The sequence below is a fragment of the Streptomyces sp. KL116D genome, from assembly GCF_030766975.1.
Taxonomy (GTDB): domain Bacteria; phylum Actinomycetota; class Actinomycetes; order Streptomycetales; family Streptomycetaceae; genus Streptomyces; species Streptomyces longispororuber_A.
The window spans coordinates 309,603-326,581 of record NZ_JASERH010000030.1; the positions used below are offsets into that span (position 1 = coordinate 309,603).

Here is a 16,979-nt window from a genome sequence, read left to right on the forward strand (position 1 = left end):
CACAGCGCGACGTGAAAGCCCGTACGAGGGTGGGGAGTTGGCCGTGACGGAGCACGACGGACCGAACCAGGCGAGCGACAGGGCGAGTGACAAGGCGAGCGACCAGGACAGACGGGCGCTCAGCCGCCGCATGCTGATCGGTGGCGCCGTGGCGGCCACCGCCGGCGTGACATCGTTGTCCATCGGGGCGTCGGCCCCGGAGGCGCTGGGCGCCGACACCCCGCCGCGCACCGCGCCGGCGGGCGGCGAGGTCAAGCGGATCAAGATGTACGCGGAGAAGCTCGCGGACGGGCAGCTCGGCTACGGCTTCGAGAAGGGCAAGGCGTCGGTCCCCGGCCCGCTCATCGAGCTCAACGAGGGCGACACGCTGCACATCGAGTTCGAGAACCTCACGGACGCCGACGCCAGCCTGCACGTCCACGGCATGGACTACGAGATCTCCAGCGACGGCACCCGGATGAACCGCAGCCACGTCGAGCCGGGCGGCACCCGCACCTACACCTGGCGCACCCATGCCCCGGGCCGCCGCAAGGACGGCACCTGGCGCCCCGGCACGGCGGGCTACTGGCACTACCACGACCACGTGGTGGGCACCGACCACGGCACCGGCGGCATCCGCAAGGGCCTCTACGGGCCCGTCATCGTGCGGCGCAAGGGCGACATCCTGCCCGACCCCGGCAAGACGTTCACGATCGTCTTCAACGACATGACGATCAACAACAAGGCGGCCCACGAGGCGCCCAACTTCGAGGCCACGGTGGGCGATCGCGTCGAGATCGTGATGATCACGCACGGCGAGTACTACCACACGTTCCACATGCACGGTCACCGCTGGGCGGACAACCGCACGGGCATGCTCACCGGACCCGACGACCCCAGCCAGGTCCTCGACAACAAGATCTGCGGCCCGGCCGACTCCTTCGGCTTCCAGATCATCGCGGGCGAGGGCGTCGGCGCAGGCGCCTGGATGTACCACTGCCACGTCCAGAGCCACTCGGACATGGGGATGGCGGGGCTGTTCCTGGTGAAGAAGGCGGACGGGTCGATCCCGGACTACGACGCGCCGCACCACTGACCCGGACTGCGACGCGCCGTACCACTGCCCCGGGCTACGCCGGGGCCCTGCGCTCGCCCGGCGGGAGCAGCAGCACTTCGAGGGCCCGGGCGCAGGCCCGGGCCCGCTCCAGGAACCAGGGCTCCCGCGCGTCCGTGATCAGCTCCGGCGTGGCCCGCACCGCCAGGGCGAAGCGGGCGTGCTCCGCGTGGTCGAGGACCGGGACCGCGAGGGTGCGCACCCCGTGCGCGGACTCGCCGTCGTTCCGGGCGTGCCCGGCCGCTCGGACGCGCGTCAACTCCCGCTCCAGCGGCTCCCGTTCGACGATGGTGCGGTCCGTGAAGGCGTGCAGCGGCGGCAGCGCGGCGAGGTCGCCGTCGCCGGGCCGCGGCCAGGCGAGCAGCACCTTGCCGAGCGCCGTCGAGTGCAGCGGGCGGCGCAGGCCCACCTTCGGCGTGACCGAGCCGCCCGCCACGATCACCGCGTACGGGCCGCTGCGCAGCGCCAAGTCGGCCGTCGCGCCCGTGCGTTCGGCCAGATCGGCGAGTTCGGGCGCCGCCAGGTGCAGGCCCCGCTGGTGGTACGAGAGCCGGCCCAGCTCGGTGACCGCAGGACCGAGCCGGTAGCGGGCGGTACGGAAGTCCTGCTCCAGGAACCCCGCGGCCAGCAGGGTGCGGGCCAGCCGGTGCGCCGTGGACACCGGCAGCTCCAGGCGCCGCGCCAGGTCCGACGCGCTCAGGTCCGGCCCGTTGTCGTGGAAGCAGTGCAGCACGTCGAGCGCCCGGCGCACCGCCTGGGCGCCGCTCGGCGCACGGGCCGGACGGGCGGCATCGGCGAGGTGGTCGGTCACGGCGGCCCCCAGGTCGGACGACGACTTGATCTCCCACATTACGGCAGTGGAACGGGCGCCAAATCCTGCTCCGCAACAGTGCGTTCACACTCATTCCCACATGATGGGAAGCAGCTTGCCGGGTCCTCACCGGCCGTGGCACGCTGCCGCCACCAGCACGTCACCGCACCACCAGCACGTCGCTGCAACCACCAGCACGTCATCGCACCACCCGTGCCCGGGCCAGAGAGGGGAACCGCGCCATGCGCCGTCGCATCGACCGTGCCGCGCCCGCCGTCCCCCTGGTCACGGCCGGGTTCACGCTGCGTCGGCACATCGACCTCGGCCGTGTGAGCAGCACCTCCTGTCGCCGCCGCGCCTGACGCGCAGCGCCGTACGACCTCTTCCCGTGCCCCGCCCGGCGGTCCCCGCCGGTCCGCGCACGCCCACGCCCGCGCACACCCCTGACACCCGGGATCCGCCATGCCCGCGCACACCGCCACCCGCACCACCCCCGACACCCTCTGGTTCACCCGCTGTCCCGTGCCCACGGCCACCGGCATCGCCGCCGACCGGCACTGGCTGGCCGAGGAGTTCGCCGCCGACGGCATCGCCGTCCGCTCCCTCCAGGACGCCGCCCCCGACGTCGACCGGCAGACGCACTACACGCACGCCCTGCCCGGACTGTTCCGCGAGGGCGGCAACGTGCCCGCCCTGTGGGCCCGCGCACGTGGCGAGGAGACCCGGCTCATCGGGCTGACCTGGATCGAGGAGCGCCAGGCGATCCTCGTCCGGCCCGACAGCCCCGTCCGCGGCGCCGACGCCCTGCGCGGACTGCGCGTCGCCGTGCCCCGGCACACCATCGCCATCGACTTCTGGCGGGCCATGGCGCTGCGCGGCTTCGACGGCGTGCTCGCCTCCGCGGGGCTCGGCCCCGACGACGTCCGCCGCGTCGACGTACCCGCCGACGGGCACGACGGGCAGTGGGCGGCGGAACTGGCCGCGCTGCGCCGCGGCGACGTCGACGCGGTCTACGTCAAGGGCGCCCTCGCCGTCGAGGCGGCCCGCCGCGCCGGCGCCCGGGTCGCCGTCGAACTCGACGAACTGCCGGACCGCACGCACCGCGTCAACAACGGCACACCGCGGCCCATCACCGTCCACCGGCGCCTCCTCGACGACCACCCGGACCTCGTCGACCGGTTCCTGGCCGTGCTGCTGCGCGCCGCCGACTGGGCCGCGGGACACCCCGGCGACGTCGCCCGCATCCTGGGTGCCGAGACCGGCGCGGGTGCCGAGGGCGTCGCCGGGGCGTACCGGCCCGGCACCCACCGCAGCCTCCACCCCGACCTGTCCGCCGACCGCCTCGACCTGCTCGCCCGGCAGGAGAGCGGGCTGCGCGCCCACGGCTTCCTGCCCGCGCCCGTCGACGTACGGGAGTGGGCCGACCCGCAGCCGCTGCGCCGCGCCCGCCTGCTCCACCCAGGCCCCGCCCCCGCCGCTGCTCCCGCCTCTGCCCCTGCTCCAGAAGGACCGTGAGGACGCCCGTCATGCGCACACCGAAATCCGTCGCCGCCCTCGCCGCAGTCGCGGCCCTCACCGCCCTCGCCTCCGGCTGCGGCACCTCGGAGGCCGACTCGGGGAGCACGGGCGGCGAGCAGATCACCGTCCGCATCCCCGACCCCGGAAACTCCGGCGCCCTCGCCGTCGGCAAGAAGGACGGCAGCCTCGACAAGGCCCTCGCCAAGGTCCACGCGAAGGTCGCGTGGACCGGCAGCGCGGGCCCGTTCGCGCCCGCCGCGCAGGCCATGAACGCGAACCAGCTGGACATCGCCACCGGCTCCATCACCTCCGGCATCACGTCCCTGACGCGGACGCCCGGCTTCACGTTCTTCACCGCCACCGCACCCGACGGCGCCGGTGAGGGCATCCTCGCGAGGAAGGGCTCCGGCATCGACTCCGTCGAGGACCTCGTCGGCAGGAGGGTCGCCGTCAACCAGGGCGGCACCGGCGAGTACCTGCTCCTCAAGGCCCTCGCCGAGCACGACATCCCGGCCTCGAAGGTCGAGCGGGTCTATCTGCGCCCCGACCAGACCGCCGCCGTGTTCAACAGCGGCAAGGTCGACGCGTGGGCGGTCTGGGCGACGTACTCGGTCGCCGAACTCGGCACCGGCAAGGCGGAGTTCGTCGCCACCGGCAAGGAGATCGGCTCCGACAACTACAGCCTCACCGCCGTCCGCACCGCGTTCGCCGACCGGCACCCCGAGGTCGTCCGCGCCCTCTACGGCTACCTGCACACCGCCAGCGCCGCGGAGAAGAAGGACCCCGCCGCGTATCTGAACGTGAACACCGACGCGGGCCCGCAGGCGCTCACCGGCGCCGCCGAGCAGCGGCAGATCGAGATCACCCGGCAGGGCGGCACCGTCGACCCGATCACCCCGGCCGACACGAAGCGGTTCGAGGCCGTCGCCCGGTTCTACGCCGACCAGAAGGTCACCCCGACGAAGGTCGCCGTCGCGGACCACGTCCTGGACGTGGAGAAGCTGTCGTGACGGCCCCCACGGCGTCCACCGCCCCTACGGCGTCCACCACCCCCACGGCGCCCACCGCCCCCACGGCCGTCAAGGCGTCCGCGGCACCCACGGCCCTGGTGCGGCCGCGTCCGCCGCGCGTCCGGGCCCGCCGCCCCGGGCACACCGCGGCCCTGCGCGCCCTCGGCCCGCTCGTCCTGCTCGCCGCGTGGTGGGTGGCGTCGGCGACCGGCGTGCTCACCGCGGACGTCCTCGCGTCGCCCGCCCAAGTCATCGATTCGATAGGGGAGTTGTGGGGCAACGGTCAGCTGCCCGACGCGCTCGCCACCTCCCTCACCCGCTCCGGCATCGGCCTCGTCATCGGGCTCACCGCGGGGCTCGTCCTCGGCGTCGTCACCGGGTTCACCCGCCTCGGCGACGAACTCCTCGACTCCTCCGTCCAGACCCTGCGCACCATCCCGTTCCTCTCCCTCGTCCCGCTGTTCATGGTCTGGTTCGGCATCAACGAGACGGCGAAGATCCTGCTCATCGCGGTCGCCACCACCTTCCCCATGTACGTGTCCACGTACGGCGGCGTCCGCGGCGCCGACCGCAAGCTCGTCGAGGCCATGCGCAGCTTCGGCATGGGCCGCCTCGCGATCGTCCGCGAGGTCGTGCTGCCCGGCGCCCTGCCCTCGCTCCTCGCCGGTCTCCGCCTGTCGATGACGCTGAGCGTGATCGCCCTGATCGCCGCCGAGGAGATCAACGCCACCGCGGGCATCGGCTACTTGATGGCGCAGGCCCAGAGCTACGCCCGCACCGACGTCCTCGCGGTCTGCATCCTCGTCTACGGCCTCCTCGGGCTCACCGCGGACGCCCTCGTGCGCCTCCTGGAACGCGCCCTGATGCCGTGGCGCACCGCGGGGCAGGGCGGAGCACCTCGATGAGCACCACCAGCGCCACCACCAGCGCCACCACCAGCGCCGGGACCGCCGGCGGCACCGGCCCGGAGACCGCCGTCCGGATCGCGGGCCTGCGCCGCACCTTCGGCGACCGGAACGTCCTCGACGGGCTCGAACTCACCATCGGACGCGGCGAGTTCGTCGCCCTTCTCGGCGCGAGCGGCAGCGGCAAGACGACGCTGCTGCGGATCCTCGGGGCCCTCGACGGCGCGGACGAGGGCGAGGTCCTCGTGCCGCCCGCCCGCACCGTCGTGTTCCAGGAGCCACGGCTCGTCCCGTCCAAGAAGGTCCTCGCGAACGTCACCGTCGCCCTGCCGCGCGGCGCCGCCACCCGCGAACGGGCCCGCACGGCGCTCGCCGAGGTCGGCCTGGAGCGGCACGCCGACGCCTGGCCCGGCACGCTCTCCGGCGGTGAGGCCCAGCGGGTCGCGCTCGCCCGCGCCCTCGTGCGCGAGCCCGAACTCCTGCTCCTGGACGAGCCGTTCGCCGCGCTCGACGCCCTGACCCGGCTCCGCATGCAGGACCTCGTCGCCGACCTGTGCCGCGCGCACCGCCCGGCCGTCCTCCTCGTCACGCACGACGTCGACGAGGCCGTCCGGCTCGCCGACCGGGTCTGCGTGCTGCGCGACGGCCGGCTGATCACCGACGAACCCGTCACCGTCGACCGCCCCCGCGACCCCGGCGACCCGGCCTTCGCCGAACTGCGCCACCGACTCCTCGCCGATCTCGGCGTGCACGCCGCCACCCGTACACCGCTTCCTTCGGAGTGAACTGAATGACCGTCACCATCGGTGTCCACAACAGCAATCCGACCCTCTACTACCTCTCGCGGCTCGACTTCGCGCAGCAAGAACTGGCGACGCTCGGCGAGACCGCGGCCTTCCACCCGTACACGAACGGCGTGCGCACGGGTGAACTCCTCACCGGCGGCGTCATCGACTTCGGCGGCACCGGCTCCACGCCGCCCGTCACCGCCCAGGCCGCGGGCCACGACATCGTGTACGTCGCCGTCTCCGCACCCCGCCCCGACCACGGCGCGCTCCTCGTCGCGGCGGACAGCCACGTCCGGAGCGTCGGCGACCTCAAGGGCGCCACCGTGCACCTCGCGATCGGCTCCTGGCAGACGCACCTCGTCGCCAAGTCCCTGGACGAGCACGGCCTTTCGTACGCCACGGACATCACCGCCGTGCGCTCCGGCGAGGACAGCGAACGCCTGCTGCGGGCCGGGGACATCGGCGCGTGGGTCGCCCAGGGTCCGCAGCTCGTCGCTGCCCTGGGCGCCGGAGGGGTCCGCGTCCTGGTCCGCACCGGGGACGTCATCACCGACCGGTCCGTGTTCTTCACCCGCCGCGACCTCGCCGAACAGCGCCCCGAGGTCGTCGCCGCCCTCGTCCGGGCCCTCCGGCGCGCCGACGACTGGGCGCGGGCCCACCCGCGCGAGGCGGCCGAGATCGCCGCCGGGCACCAGGGCGGTGGCGTCGACGACTGGGAGACCGCGCTGCGCGCCCTGCCGTGGCGGATCGAGGACGTCACGGACGGGTTCCTCGCGGAGCAGCAGGAGGCCGCCGACATATTCGCGCGGGTCGGCTTCGTGGAGCGGCCGGTGCGGGTCGCCGACGCGGTGGCACGCCCCGGACAGGACGCGGCATGACAACGGACGCGACGAACACGACCACCACGCCGGACACAACCGACACGACAGCCCCGCCCGAGGTCCTCTGGTACATCATTCCGCGCGAAGGCGCCTACCCCTGGGAGCCGGAGGGCCGCCGCCAGGTCGACCTCGGCTACCTCACCCACCTCGCCGCGACGGTCGAACGCCTCGGCTACAGCGGCGCGTTGCTCGCCACGGACCTCTACGACGTGTGGCCGCTCGGCAGTGCGCTCGCGGCGTCGACGAGCCCCGCCTTCCGACCCCTCCTCGCCGTGCACCCCGGCCTGATCTCCCCGACGCTCCTCGCGAAGACGGCGCTCAGCTTCGACAACCTCTTCGGCGGCCGGCTCCGCTTCAACGTCGTCAACGGCTCCACCACGTCCCTCCAGGAGTACGGGCTGCACGTGGAGCACGACGAACGCTACGAGCTCAGCGCCGAGTACTGGTCGATCGTCAAGCGCCTGACCGCGGGCGAGGTCTTCGACCACAAGGGCCGCTTCTACGACCTGCGGAACGCGGGCGCGTCCTTCCGCGACCTGAAGCCCGTCCAGACGCCGCACGTCCCGCTCTGGTTCGGCGGCTCCTCCGCGCCGGGCATCGAGATGGCCGCGGAACACGTCGACGTCTACCTCACCTGGGGCGAGCCACCGCACCTCCTCAAGGAGAAGCTCGACCACGTCCGGGCGCGCGCCGCGGCCCACGACCGTACGCTCCGCGTCGGTCTGCGCCTGCACCTCATCGTCCGCGACACGGAGGACGAGGCGTGGGCCGCCGCCGACCGGCTCCTCGACGTCACCAGCGAGGCGACGTACGCCCGTCAGCTCGGCGACCGCGCGGGCGAGGACGGGGTGGGCTGGCAGCGCCAGTTCCGTCAGCACGGCGGCCGTGTCCCCGCCCGCGCCCGCGAACTGGAGACCCACCCCAACCTCTGGCCCGGCATGAGCCTGTTCCGCCCGGGCCCCGGCACGGCGATCGTCGGCTCGACCGCCCAAGTCATCGACCGCTTGCAGGAGTTCAGGTCTCTGGGCGTCGACACCTTCATCCTCTCCGGCAACCCCCTCCTGGAGGAGGCGTACCGGGTGGCGGAGACGGTGCTGCCCGCGCTGGGGGTGGTCAGACCTCGCTGAGATCGAAAACCGACCACTCGGTCCGGGTGTCCTCCTGCACGTAGACCCGTGCCCCGCGGCTGACGACCCACCGCTTGCCGATCACCCCGCCGTCCGGGCGGGTGAGGGTGCCGGTGGCCGTCGGCTGCGCCTCGTTCCAGGTGAGCGTGCAGAGGGCGATCCGGTCGTGGTCATCGCCGTAGCCCCCGAAGAAAGCGACGGTCGCGCCGTGCACCGCGAGGGCGTGCGCGCCGTGCACGGAGTTCGGCCGGGGCCACGGTCGCCGCCCGGACCGCACTTCCAGCAGGGCGAAGTCGTGGTACGCGCAGGCCCAGGCGGTGGTGCCCGACACGTTGAGCGCGTAGCAGTCGCTGATGTCCTCGGTGCCGGACGCCGGGGTGAATGCCCACAGCGGTTCGCCGGTCGCGCTGAACCTGCGCAGCCCGGGGTGGCTCAACTCGTCGTCCCCGTAAACCCCTTCGTCGAAGTAGCCGACCCAGAGGGTGCCCTGTTCGTCGGCGAGGAAGTGCGCGATCGCGTCGCCGACACGGAACGACCGCAGGCAGTGGCCCTCCGCGTCGAAGACCTGCACGTGGTCGGTGCGGTGACGGTCGCGCGCGTCTGCGACGACGAAGCCGCCGTCGGGCAGCGCGTCGAGCTTCGGCAGCCCTGCCCGCACGTTGTGCAGCGTCGTCTCGTACGCGCCCCCGCCCGCCTCCACCGTGACGACCAGAGCGTCGTACGGGCCGCCCCGTACCCGGTCCCTGAGCAGCCAGTGGGCGCGCCCGAACGCGTCCACGGTCGAGGACACCACGGGGCGACCGTGGTGGTGAGGGGGCAGCCGCGCGTAGGGACGCAGGGCGAAGTCCGTCAGGGGGAGGTCCATGGCGAGATCCTCCGGGCCCGTCAGGCCCCCGCACAACCGCATATGTACGCCCGCCCCCGCATGGGTGTAAACCATCGGTAACACCTGTACGCGCCAACCAGTCGACGAGCCGCCCAGGGAGCCGAGTTGAGCAAGGACCGTACGTACGACTACGTCATCGTGGGGGCCGGGTCCGCCGGATGTGTGCTGGCCGGGCGGCTGTCCGAGGATCCGGCCGTGCGGGTCGCCCTGGTGGAGTCGGGGCCGCGCGACCGCAAGACCGAGATCCGGATACCCGCCGCGTTCCCGAAACTGTTCAAGACGCCGTACGACTGGGACTACGCCACGGCCAAGCAGGCCGGGCTCGACGACCGGGAGCTGTACTGGCCGCGCGGCCACACGCTCGGCGGCTCCTCGTCCATCAACGGCATGATGTGGGTGCGCGGGCACCGCGACGACTACGACGCGTGGGGCGAGGCCGCGGGGGAGGAGTGGGCGTACGAGCAGTTCGTGCGGTACTTCCAGCGCGCCGAGCGGTGGCACGGCGAGCGCACCGAGCAGTCCGTGTACGGCACGCTCGGCCCGCTGCACATCTCCCCGCCCCGCCATCCGAACCCGACCACGTCGTCGTTCCTCGACGCGTGCCGCGCACAGAACCTGCGCGAACTGGGCGAGTTGAACCAGCCCGACCACTCCGGCTTCGGCGTCACCCCGCTCAACCAGTACCGGGGCCGCCGCTGGAGCGCCGCCGACGGCTATCTGAAGCCCGCCGCGCGCCGCACCAACCTCGACGTCTACACCGACGCCCGCGTCACCCGCCTCGACTTCGACGGCACCCGCGCCGCGGGCGTCGTCGCCGACGGCATCGCCGCGGGCACCCTGCGCGCCACCCGCGAGGTGATCCTCGCCGCGGGTACCATCGGCTCCCCGCAACTGCTCCAGCAGGCGGGCATCGGCGATCCGGACGTCCTCGAAGCGGCCGGCATCGACACGCTCGTCGCCTCCCCCGACGTGGGCCGCCGGCTCCAGGACCACCTCGCCTACGCGGTGACCGTGCGCTGCCCGCGCCCCGTCTCGCTGGTCGGCGCGGACTCGCCCGCGAACATCGCCCGGTTCCTGCTCGGCGGCCGCGGCCCGCTCACCTCGAACGTCGGCGAGGCCATCGCCTTCGTCAAGACGCGCCCCGAACTGGCCGCCCCCGACATCGAGTTGCTCTACGCGCCGGTGCCCTTCGTGAACCACGGGCTGACCCCGCCGACCGAGCACGGCCTCACCATCGGCGTCATCCTGCTGCAACCGCGCAGCGAGGGCCGCATCACCCCGACGGGACCGGGCTCCCGGCCGCGCATCGACCCCGGCTACCTCACCGACGAGGAGGACCTGCGCACCCTCGTCGCCGGAGTCCGCCGGGCCGAGGAGCTCCTCGCCGACGGCGCACTGAGTCCGCTGCACTCGGCGCCGATGGGCGCCTACCCGGGCGTCGTCGACGACGACGCGCTCGCCCGGTCGGTGCGGGCCGGGGCCGAGACCCTCTACCACCCGGTCGGCACCTGCCGGATGGGCACCGACGAGGGCTCGGTGACCGACCCGCGGCTGCGCGTGCGCGGCACCCGGTCACTGCGGGTCGTCGACGCCTCCGTCATGCCGCGCATCACCCGGGGCCACACCCACGCGCCGACGGTCGCCCTCGCGGAGAAAGCGGTGGAACTCATCCGCGAGGACGCCGTCAAGTAGCCCCGGGGGGAGAGGAGCCAGGACGGGTCAGGACCCCACGCTCACCGTGAACCGGCGCGGGTTCCCGTCGTGCGCCGCGCCCGACACGTCCGGCTGGCCGTCGGGGCGGACGTCGTCGTACGGGAAGGCGTACCCGATGGGCGAGTTGGCGTGCACGACGCGCGACCAGTGGTTCGTCGTGGCGTCCTGGTAGTAGTCGCCGGACGCCGTGCCGTTCGGCTGCTCGGGGTGCGTGAGCATGATGCTCCGGTTGAATCCGGCGGCGAGCCGGGCCAGCAGGCCCTTCTTGTCGTCGGAGTCGGCCGGGTTGTTGGTGAACGGGCCGTGGTTGCAGGTGAAGATGTCCTTCGACGTCGGCTTGGTGAAGGTGTGGCCGCCGTTGAAGGTGAGCGTGTCGCCGCTGACCCGGCCGGTGAACACGCCGCGCCCGCCCTGGAGGTCGATCTTCAGGTCGGTGCCGGCGTACTTGCTCCAGACCTGGTCGATGTACCCGTTCCAGACGTCGCGGAACGGCATCTCGTCCGGCCGGTCGAAGTACGGCGCCATCAGGTTCTGCGGCGAGATCACCCGCAGCACCTTCCCGTCGTCGCCCTTGATGACGAGGTCGTCCCAGGGCTGTCCGTCCTTGGCGGCCTGCGCCGCGAGGTCCGCCGCGATCCGGTCGACGGCGCCGTCCGGCAGCGGGGCGACCGTGTGCGTCGCGTCGCCTTCCAGGGTGAGCCCGATGGGGAGGGCCGTGACCAGGTCGACGTAACTGATGTTGGCGTACAACTGGTCCGAGTTGAAGGTGAATTCGCAGAAGGACCAGGTCCTGCCGTAGTTCGGGTCGGCCTTGGTGGCGAAGGCCGGCTCGACCAGGGACGGGCCCGGGTTGAGGAAGAAGTCCAGGGTGTCGTCCCGGACGAAGTAGACCCGGGCGCCGTACATCTGAGGCAGCGTCACCACCTTCGGTGCCGAGCCGGCCGCGCCCAGGGGGATGGCACAGTCGACGGGCAGCGGGGTCTGCGGGGCGCTGGGCGACTCGGGCCGGTAGACGCTGCCGTCGGACTTGAGCAGCACCCAGTTCCCGGTCGACTGCTCGTGCCCGGTGACGTACGCGCGCACGGTGCCGGTCAACGACTTGTTCTCCAGCGCCAGTTCGCACGTGGCGGGAGCGGCGCCCGCGGTCCACGACGGAACGGCCAGGGAGGCGGCGGCGGTTGCGGCGGTCGCCGAGGCGCCGGCGAGGAACATCCTGCGCGATATCACGATCGCACTCCTGAAGTGTGGGGGGTGAGTGGGGGAGCCCCACTGTGGCGAGAGTGACGAAGAGCGTCAAGACTTATGACCGGGAGCGCTCCCACGATTTGATTCCGTTCAGAAGTTGAAGGCCGCGCCTATGCGTCCGCTTGGTCTGTACCTTCCCTGGTCAGCGCGGTGCGACGGCGATTGTCAGTGGGCGGTGGAAGACTCGGCAGTCCGGGAGAAGAAACCCACGACGGACCCTCGACGAGGAGGGCAAAACCATGATCACCACGGATTTCGTGAACGGTTCGCCGAACTGGATGGACCTCGGCACCCCCGATCTGGACGGAGCGATCTCCTTCTACGGCGGACTCTTCGGCTGGCGCTTCCAGCCGGGCGGACCCGAAGTCGGCGGGTACGGGACGTTCCAGCTCGACGGGAAGACCGTCGCCGGTGCCATGACCGTCACCGCCGACCAAGGCGAGCCCGCCTGGAGCATCCACTTCCGCAGCGCGGACGCGGACGCCACGGCCAAGGCTGTCGAGCAGAGCGGCGGCACCGTCCTCATGCAGCCCATGGACGTCCTCGACCTGGGCCGCATGGCTATCCTGGCCGACCCGGCGGGCGCGTCCTTCGGCATCTGGCAGCCGGGAAGGAACAAGGGCCTGGAGTACGTCACGCAGGACGGCGGCCTGAACTGGGCGGAGCTGTACGTGCCCGACGTCGCCGCCGCGAAGGCGTTCTACGGCGGGGTCTTCGGCTGGGGCGCCTTCGACGTGGAGTTCCCCGGCGGTTCGTACACGACGGTCAACCCGGCGGGCACGGACGAGAACGGCATGTTCGGCGGGATCGTGCCGCTCGCGATGGACCCCGCGGAGGAGCGGGAGGGCGCGCACTGGACGCCGTACATCCACGTACCGGACGTGGACGCGACGGCCGACCGCACCCAGGAGCTGGGCGGCACGGTGCGGTCGGCTCCGGTGAGCATCGCCGGGGTGGGCCGGATCGCGAAGCTGGCCGATCCGTCCGGGGCGGGCTTCGCCGTGATCAAGGGGGACCCGAACCAGACGTGACGAACGGGTGCGTATCGACACGCAGGGTGACGCAGGACGGTGTCGTTGATCCGGCGTTGATCAAACGTTTTGCGCCACCCCGCATGCTCACCCCATGCACGCCAACACGACCTTCACGCCTGCCGGCCCCACCTGGCAGGAACAGGCCCTGTGCGCCCAGACCGGCGGAGACTTCTTCTTCCCCGAGCCGGGCAGCTCGGTGCGCGAGGCCAAGATGATCTGCCGCATGTGCGAGATCCGGCCCGCCTGCCTCGAATACGCCCTCAGCCACGACGAGCGGTTCGGCGTCTGGGGAGGCCTCTCCGAGAAGGAGCGGCACCACCTCAGGCGTACCTGACACGGAACTCGGCCGTCCCGGCGGGCACGTGGACGTCGTCGCCGAACCGCGACACGTCCAGCTCCCGCCCGTCCGCGACGGCCGACAGCACCGGCCCGAACCGGCACGGATACACGAACCGCACCCCCGCCGGCGCCGACCCGATCGACACCGTCACGGTCCGCGCGCCCGCGTCGTGCCGCAGCCCGTACCCGAAGGGCTCCCCGAACAGGGTCGGCGCGTCGGCCACGCCCACGCGCTCCCCGTCCGGCACCCAGTGCGGACGAACCCCCGGCGCGATGTACAGATGCGGATCCCGGTCCTCGTCGGCCTCGAAGAAGAGGATGTCGCGCAACAGCAGCAGATACTCGGCCGCCGCCCAGCCGTGCGGGACGTCGCCCATGTACCAGTGCCGGTCCGGGACCTCGTGGAAGTCCGAGGCGATCGGGAAGGCGTGCTGCTCGTTCCACGCGCCGAGCGCCGCCGCCCGGTCCTGCGTGCGCGGGAACGCGGCGCCCACCACCCAGCCGAGCAGCTCGTCCATCCGCCGCGGATCACCCGCCAGCAGGTAGGCGTGCGCCAGCTGCATGGTCAGATAGGGCCCGTAGGCGTTCCACGCCGCCTCGTGCCGGTACCCGCCCGTCACGAAGTGCGCGTACATCGTGTCGAGGGTGAAGCGCGCGGCCCGGTCGACGTCGTCGCCGAGCTTGCTGCCCATGTGCAGGCGCAGCGGATGGAAGTACGCGGCCGCCCCGATCATCGTCGAGTCGAGCCGCCCCACGTCCCCGGGACCCGTCGGGATGTACGTCTCCCAGGCCCCGCGCCGCCGCTGCTCGTCGAGCACCCAGCGCACGGACGCCGCCGTCGCCGCCTTCAGATCGTCGAAGGCGCCCCAGAGCTCGGCCACCTCCGGGGTGCCGAGCCGCTCCGCGAGCCGCGCCGCCTCGTAGAGCCCCGCGAGCCCCCACAGGTCGTCCCAGTAGTGCGGCTTGTCCCGCTCGCCCAGGTGCTCGGCGCTCCACCCGCTGTGCAGCAGCCCGTACCCGTCGCGGTTGTCCCGCAGCCAGCGCGCCCCGTCCACGACGTACGGCTGGTACAGCTTCGCGCCGAACGCGGCGGCCCGGCCGCGCGTGCGGTCGAACCGGCCGATCGCCCACAGCGCCTGCCCGTTGCTGTCCCACTCCCGGTCGTCCTTCTCGTGCGGCCCGCCGTAGAAGCCGTACTCGGCACACGGCCCGATCCGCCCGCCGCCCCGGTTGAACCTCAGCGGGTAGTGCGTGCCCAACTGGTGCTCGGCCAGGGCGGTGTCGCCCACCAGCGAGCACGCGGTCGCCTCCACCGACGAGTCCCTGATCCAGAACGAGTCGTACACCGTCGGCCCCGGATGGATCTCCCCGAGGTCGGACAGGATCAGCAGCTGCGAGCGGGCCTGCCGGAACAGGTCCGTCAAGTGGGCCACCGGGCGCGGCAGTTGCGGCTGCACCCCGAACCGGAGCAGCTTCACCGACCAGAAGTCCTGGTTCGTCACCTCCAGCTCGACGGCGGACGTGCCGCGCAGCTCGGCCAGGTCGTCGGCGCCGCTGTACAGATCGACGGGCAGCCGCACGTCGATCTGCACCGTCTCGTCCTCCACGACCCGGTACGGCCAGCCGAACACCGCGCTGCACAGCCCCGCCACCTGGTCCTGCGCCTCGTCCGCCGCGTTGAGCTTGCCGCCCATCACCAGGTCGTGGAACGGACTGTGCCGGAGGTACGTCTCCGGATCCTGCTCGAAGTCCGGGTTGCCGTACACCCCGAACTGCTCGGGCGCCGTGTCGAACGCCGGGCCCCAGCCGCTGTTGGTCTCCACCCGCCGCTCGTCCCGCAGGTACCGCAGATAGGTCAGCCGCCGGTCGGTGATCTCCCGCCCGTTGCGGTCGTGCCGCTGGAAACCGCTCGGCCCGGCCGGCAGCACGGCGGCACACAGCAGACCCTCGCGCGCCTGCCCCGTCGGCGACCCCACGGTCACCCGGGTGATCACCGCGTCCCGCCGCCGCGCACCCACCGGCACGGCGAACGTGCGCTGCACGAACTCGACGCCGTCCGCCGTACGGAACGTGGTCAGCACCACCGGCAGGTGCGGCGCCTCCATCCGCTGCTCCAGCGTGCCGCCCTCCGGCAGCTGCGGCAGGTGCAGCGCGCCCGTCGCCGGGTCGAACAGGAAGAACGTCAGGCAGTACTTGTCGTAGACCGGCTCGATCTCCCCGGCCTGCCCGATCAGGGACTCCTGCCGGTGGTCCTTGACCCCGACCATGCCCCAGTACCGGTACAGCGCGTTCGACGCGAACGCCCCCTCCTTCGAGTCGTACGTCCCCGCGTCGAAGTCGTCGCTCCACCGCCGGAACGCCTGCTGCGCCCACCACGGCACCGGGTAGGGAACCCGGGCCCGCGCGGCCCAGTTGCGCCACATGACCTCGTAGAACATCCACTCGTGCGTCTGCGCCATGGAGTTCACCCCCTGGGCGCACCGTTGCACCGCACGGACGGTGCGGCCAGTCCGCCCGCAGGGCGATATTCGCTCGGCCTCCCGACGACGGCCGGGCACACTCTCCCCATGTCCGTCCCGCACCTCAGCCCGGCCGCCCGGCTCCTCGCCGACCTCGAACCGCTGCCGTACCCCCGGCGCACCCGCGAGATCGCGCACCGCGCCCGCACGCTCGCCGCCACCGGCGACCTCCCCGCGGCCGTCGCCGAACTCGACCGCGGCAGTGCCTACGAGCGGAGCGTCGGCGCGCTGCTCGCCTGCGCCGGACGCGACACCGCGTGGGCGGCCGGCCACCTCGCCGACCCCGATCCGTTCGTCCGCGGCCACGCCCGGCGCGCGGCGCGCGGCCTCGGCGTCCCGGACGCCGCCTTCGAGGAGGCGCTGCGGGACGCGCCGGAGGTGATCCGCGGCGAACTGCTGCGCGCGATCGTCGCCGAGCGGCGCACCGGCCTCGCCGACCGGCTGGTCGACGGCCTGCGCGCCGACTGGGGCGACGCCGCGGCCGGACGGCTGCTCGCCGGCTGCTCGCCCCAGGTCGTCGCCCGCGTCCTGCCGGACGTCTTCCACGCCGTGAGGGCCTGGACCGGACTCGTCCGACGCCACCCCGGCACGGTGCTCGACGTGGCCGGGCGCGAACTCGCCGAGCTGCCCGAAGCCTCCCGCGACGGCTGGTGGCTGCGCCACGGGCCCGTCCTCGCGGCGCTCGCCGAGGCCGCGCCGCTGCGCGTCCTCGACCTCCTCGACACCCGGCCCCCGCAGCACTTCCCGCCCGCGATGAGCCACTGCCTCGGCCTGCTCGCAGCCGCCGCCCCCGGACGCCTGCTCCGGATGGCCACCGGGCCCTGGCGGCAGCGGATCGCCGCGCGTCTCACCCCGTCGGCGCTGCGCACCCTGGCCCGCTCCGGCGCACCCGAACTCGCCGGGTACGCGAGCGCCGCGGCCGAGCGGCCCCAGGAACTCGCCGCGCTGCTGCGCGCCCAGGCCCCCGCCGACCGCCCCGCCACCTACGAGGCCGCCGTCGCCGGGCGGGGCACCGCGCACCGGGCCGTGGACAGCGTGCTCCTCGACGCCCTGCCCCGACGGCACGCGGCCGACGTGGCGCGCGCCGAGGCACGCGCGGCCCGGGAGCGC

At 73.0% G+C, this 16,979-nt stretch carries 14 protein-coding genes and 1 pseudogene; 11 read left to right on the top strand and 4 right to left on the bottom strand.

Annotation, left to right across the window (positions count from 1 at the left end; all coding sequences use genetic code 11):
- Positions 1–130: 130 nt before the first annotated feature.
- Positions 131–1,075, top strand: coding sequence for a multicopper oxidase domain-containing protein (locus RBJ77_RS11540; RefSeq protein ID WP_372344939.1), 945 nt, complete (start codon positions 131–133; stop codon positions 1,073–1,075).
- Positions 1,076–1,109: 34 nt separating this feature from the next.
- Here RBJ77_RS11540 and RBJ77_RS11545 read toward each other — a convergent pair whose 3' ends face one another.
- On the bottom strand, positions 1,110–1,844 hold the full coding sequence (locus RBJ77_RS11545) for an IclR family transcriptional regulator (RefSeq protein ID WP_372344940.1): 735 nt from the start codon (positions 1,842–1,844) through the stop codon (positions 1,110–1,112).
- 522 nt (positions 1,845–2,366) lie between these two features.
- On the opposite strand from RBJ77_RS11545, the gene RBJ77_RS11550 reads away from it, so the two are divergent.
- Genes RBJ77_RS11550 through RBJ77_RS11575 form a run of 6 tightly spaced genes read left to right on the top strand, consistent with a single transcriptional unit; the run spans position 2,367 to position 8,133 of the window.
- A complete protein-coding gene (locus RBJ77_RS11550; RefSeq protein WP_372344917.1) occupies positions 2,367–3,419 on the top strand; it encodes an ABC transporter substrate-binding protein in 1,053 nt (350 codons plus the stop codon).
- An 11-nt stretch (positions 3,420–3,430) separates the two neighbouring features.
- Positions 3,431–4,432 carry an NrtA/SsuA/CpmA family ABC transporter substrate-binding protein gene (locus RBJ77_RS11555; RefSeq protein ID WP_372344918.1) on the top strand — a complete coding sequence of 334 codons (1,002 nt, stop codon included), beginning with the start codon at positions 3,431–3,433 and terminating at the stop codon, positions 4,430–4,432.
- Positions 4,429–5,337: an ABC transporter permease gene (locus RBJ77_RS11560; RefSeq protein ID WP_372344919.1), complete on the top strand. Its 909-nt coding sequence runs from the start codon at positions 4,429–4,431 to the stop codon at positions 5,335–5,337. The genes RBJ77_RS11555 and RBJ77_RS11560 overlap by 4 nt, the downstream gene beginning before the upstream one ends.
- Positions 5,334–6,122, top strand: coding sequence for an ABC transporter ATP-binding protein (locus RBJ77_RS11565; protein ID WP_372344920.1), 789 nt, complete (start codon positions 5,334–5,336; stop codon positions 6,120–6,122). Before RBJ77_RS11560 ends, RBJ77_RS11565 begins: the two co-directional genes overlap by 4 nt.
- A 5-nt stretch (positions 6,123–6,127) precedes the next feature.
- Positions 6,128–7,003, top strand: coding sequence for an ABC transporter substrate-binding protein (locus RBJ77_RS11570; protein WP_372344921.1), 876 nt, complete (start codon positions 6,128–6,130; stop codon positions 7,001–7,003).
- Positions 7,000–8,133, top strand: coding sequence for an LLM class flavin-dependent oxidoreductase (locus RBJ77_RS11575; RefSeq protein WP_372344922.1), 1,134 nt, complete (start codon positions 7,000–7,002; stop codon positions 8,131–8,133). Before RBJ77_RS11570 ends, RBJ77_RS11575 begins: the two co-directional genes overlap by 4 nt.
- Here the strand turns inward: RBJ77_RS11575 and RBJ77_RS11580 are convergent.
- Positions 8,120–8,998: a hypothetical protein gene (locus RBJ77_RS11580; RefSeq protein WP_372344923.1), complete on the bottom strand. Its 879-nt coding sequence runs from the start codon at positions 8,996–8,998 to the stop codon at positions 8,120–8,122. The genes RBJ77_RS11575 and RBJ77_RS11580 overlap by 14 nt on opposite strands.
- 126 nt (positions 8,999–9,124) lie before the next feature.
- Between RBJ77_RS11580 and RBJ77_RS11585 the strand changes: the two genes are divergently transcribed.
- Positions 9,125–10,711 (top strand): GMC family oxidoreductase, encoded by a 1,587-nt coding sequence (locus RBJ77_RS11585; RefSeq protein WP_372344924.1) that lies wholly within the window; start codon positions 9,125–9,127, stop codon positions 10,709–10,711.
- Positions 10,712–10,738: 27 nt separating this feature from the next.
- Here RBJ77_RS11585 and RBJ77_RS11590 read toward each other — a convergent pair whose 3' ends face one another.
- Positions 10,739–11,959 carry a glycoside hydrolase family 64 protein gene (locus tag RBJ77_RS11590; protein WP_372344925.1) on the bottom strand — a complete coding sequence of 407 codons (1,221 nt, stop codon included), beginning with the start codon at positions 11,957–11,959 and terminating at the stop codon, positions 10,739–10,741.
- A 257-nt stretch (positions 11,960–12,216) separates the two neighbouring features.
- On the opposite strand from RBJ77_RS11590, the gene RBJ77_RS11595 reads away from it, so the two are divergent.
- Together RBJ77_RS11595 and RBJ77_RS11600 are read left to right on the top strand one after the other, a co-directional pair.
- Entirely contained in the window at positions 12,217–13,008 is a 792-nt protein-coding gene (locus RBJ77_RS11595; RefSeq protein ID WP_372344926.1) for a VOC family protein, read from the top strand.
- A 94-nt stretch (positions 13,009–13,102) separates the two neighbouring features.
- Positions 13,103–13,345: a WhiB family transcriptional regulator gene (locus RBJ77_RS11600; protein ID WP_372344927.1), complete on the top strand. Its 243-nt coding sequence runs from the start codon at positions 13,103–13,105 to the stop codon at positions 13,343–13,345.
- Here RBJ77_RS11600 and RBJ77_RS11605 read toward each other — a convergent pair.
- Positions 13,332–15,809: a hypothetical protein gene (locus tag RBJ77_RS11605; RefSeq protein ID WP_372344928.1), complete on the bottom strand. Its 2,478-nt coding sequence runs from the start codon at positions 15,807–15,809 to the stop codon at positions 13,332–13,334. The two genes, RBJ77_RS11600 and RBJ77_RS11605, sit on opposite strands and share 14 nt — an antisense overlap.
- Positions 15,810–15,917: 108 nt before the next feature.
- Here RBJ77_RS11605 and RBJ77_RS11610 point away from each other — a divergent pair.
- Positions 15,918–16,979: pseudogene (locus RBJ77_RS11610) on the top strand (hypothetical protein); the annotation flags it as partial.

Bases quoted from the DNA above. Each gene is read 5' to 3' on its own strand.
- RBJ77_RS11565 (WP_372344920.1), top strand. From the start codon at position 5,334: ATGAGCACCACCAGCGCCACCACCAGCGCCACCACCAGCGCCGGGACC.
- RBJ77_RS11605 (WP_372344928.1), bottom strand. From the start codon at position 15,809: ATGGCGCAGACGCACGAGTGGATGTTCTACGAGGTCATGTGGCGCAAC.
- RBJ77_RS11600 (WP_372344927.1), top strand. From the start codon at position 13,103: ATGCACGCCAACACGACCTTCACGCCTGCCGGCCCCACCTGGCAGGAA.
- RBJ77_RS11570 (WP_372344921.1), top strand. From the start codon at position 6,128: ATGACCGTCACCATCGGTGTCCACAACAGCAATCCGACCCTCTACTAC.
- RBJ77_RS11540 (WP_372344939.1), top strand. From the start codon at position 131: ATGCTGATCGGTGGCGCCGTGGCGGCCACCGCCGGCGTGACATCGTTG.
- RBJ77_RS11555 (WP_372344918.1), top strand. From the start codon at position 3,431: ATGCGCACACCGAAATCCGTCGCCGCCCTCGCCGCAGTCGCGGCCCTC.
- RBJ77_RS11575 (WP_372344922.1), top strand. From the start codon at position 7,000: ATGACAACGGACGCGACGAACACGACCACCACGCCGGACACAACCGAC.
- RBJ77_RS11550 (WP_372344917.1), top strand. From the start codon at position 2,367: ATGCCCGCGCACACCGCCACCCGCACCACCCCCGACACCCTCTGGTTC.
- RBJ77_RS11580 (WP_372344923.1), bottom strand. From the start codon at position 8,998: ATGGACCTCCCCCTGACGGACTTCGCCCTGCGTCCCTACGCGCGGCTG.
- RBJ77_RS11595 (WP_372344926.1), top strand. From the start codon at position 12,217: ATGATCACCACGGATTTCGTGAACGGTTCGCCGAACTGGATGGACCTC.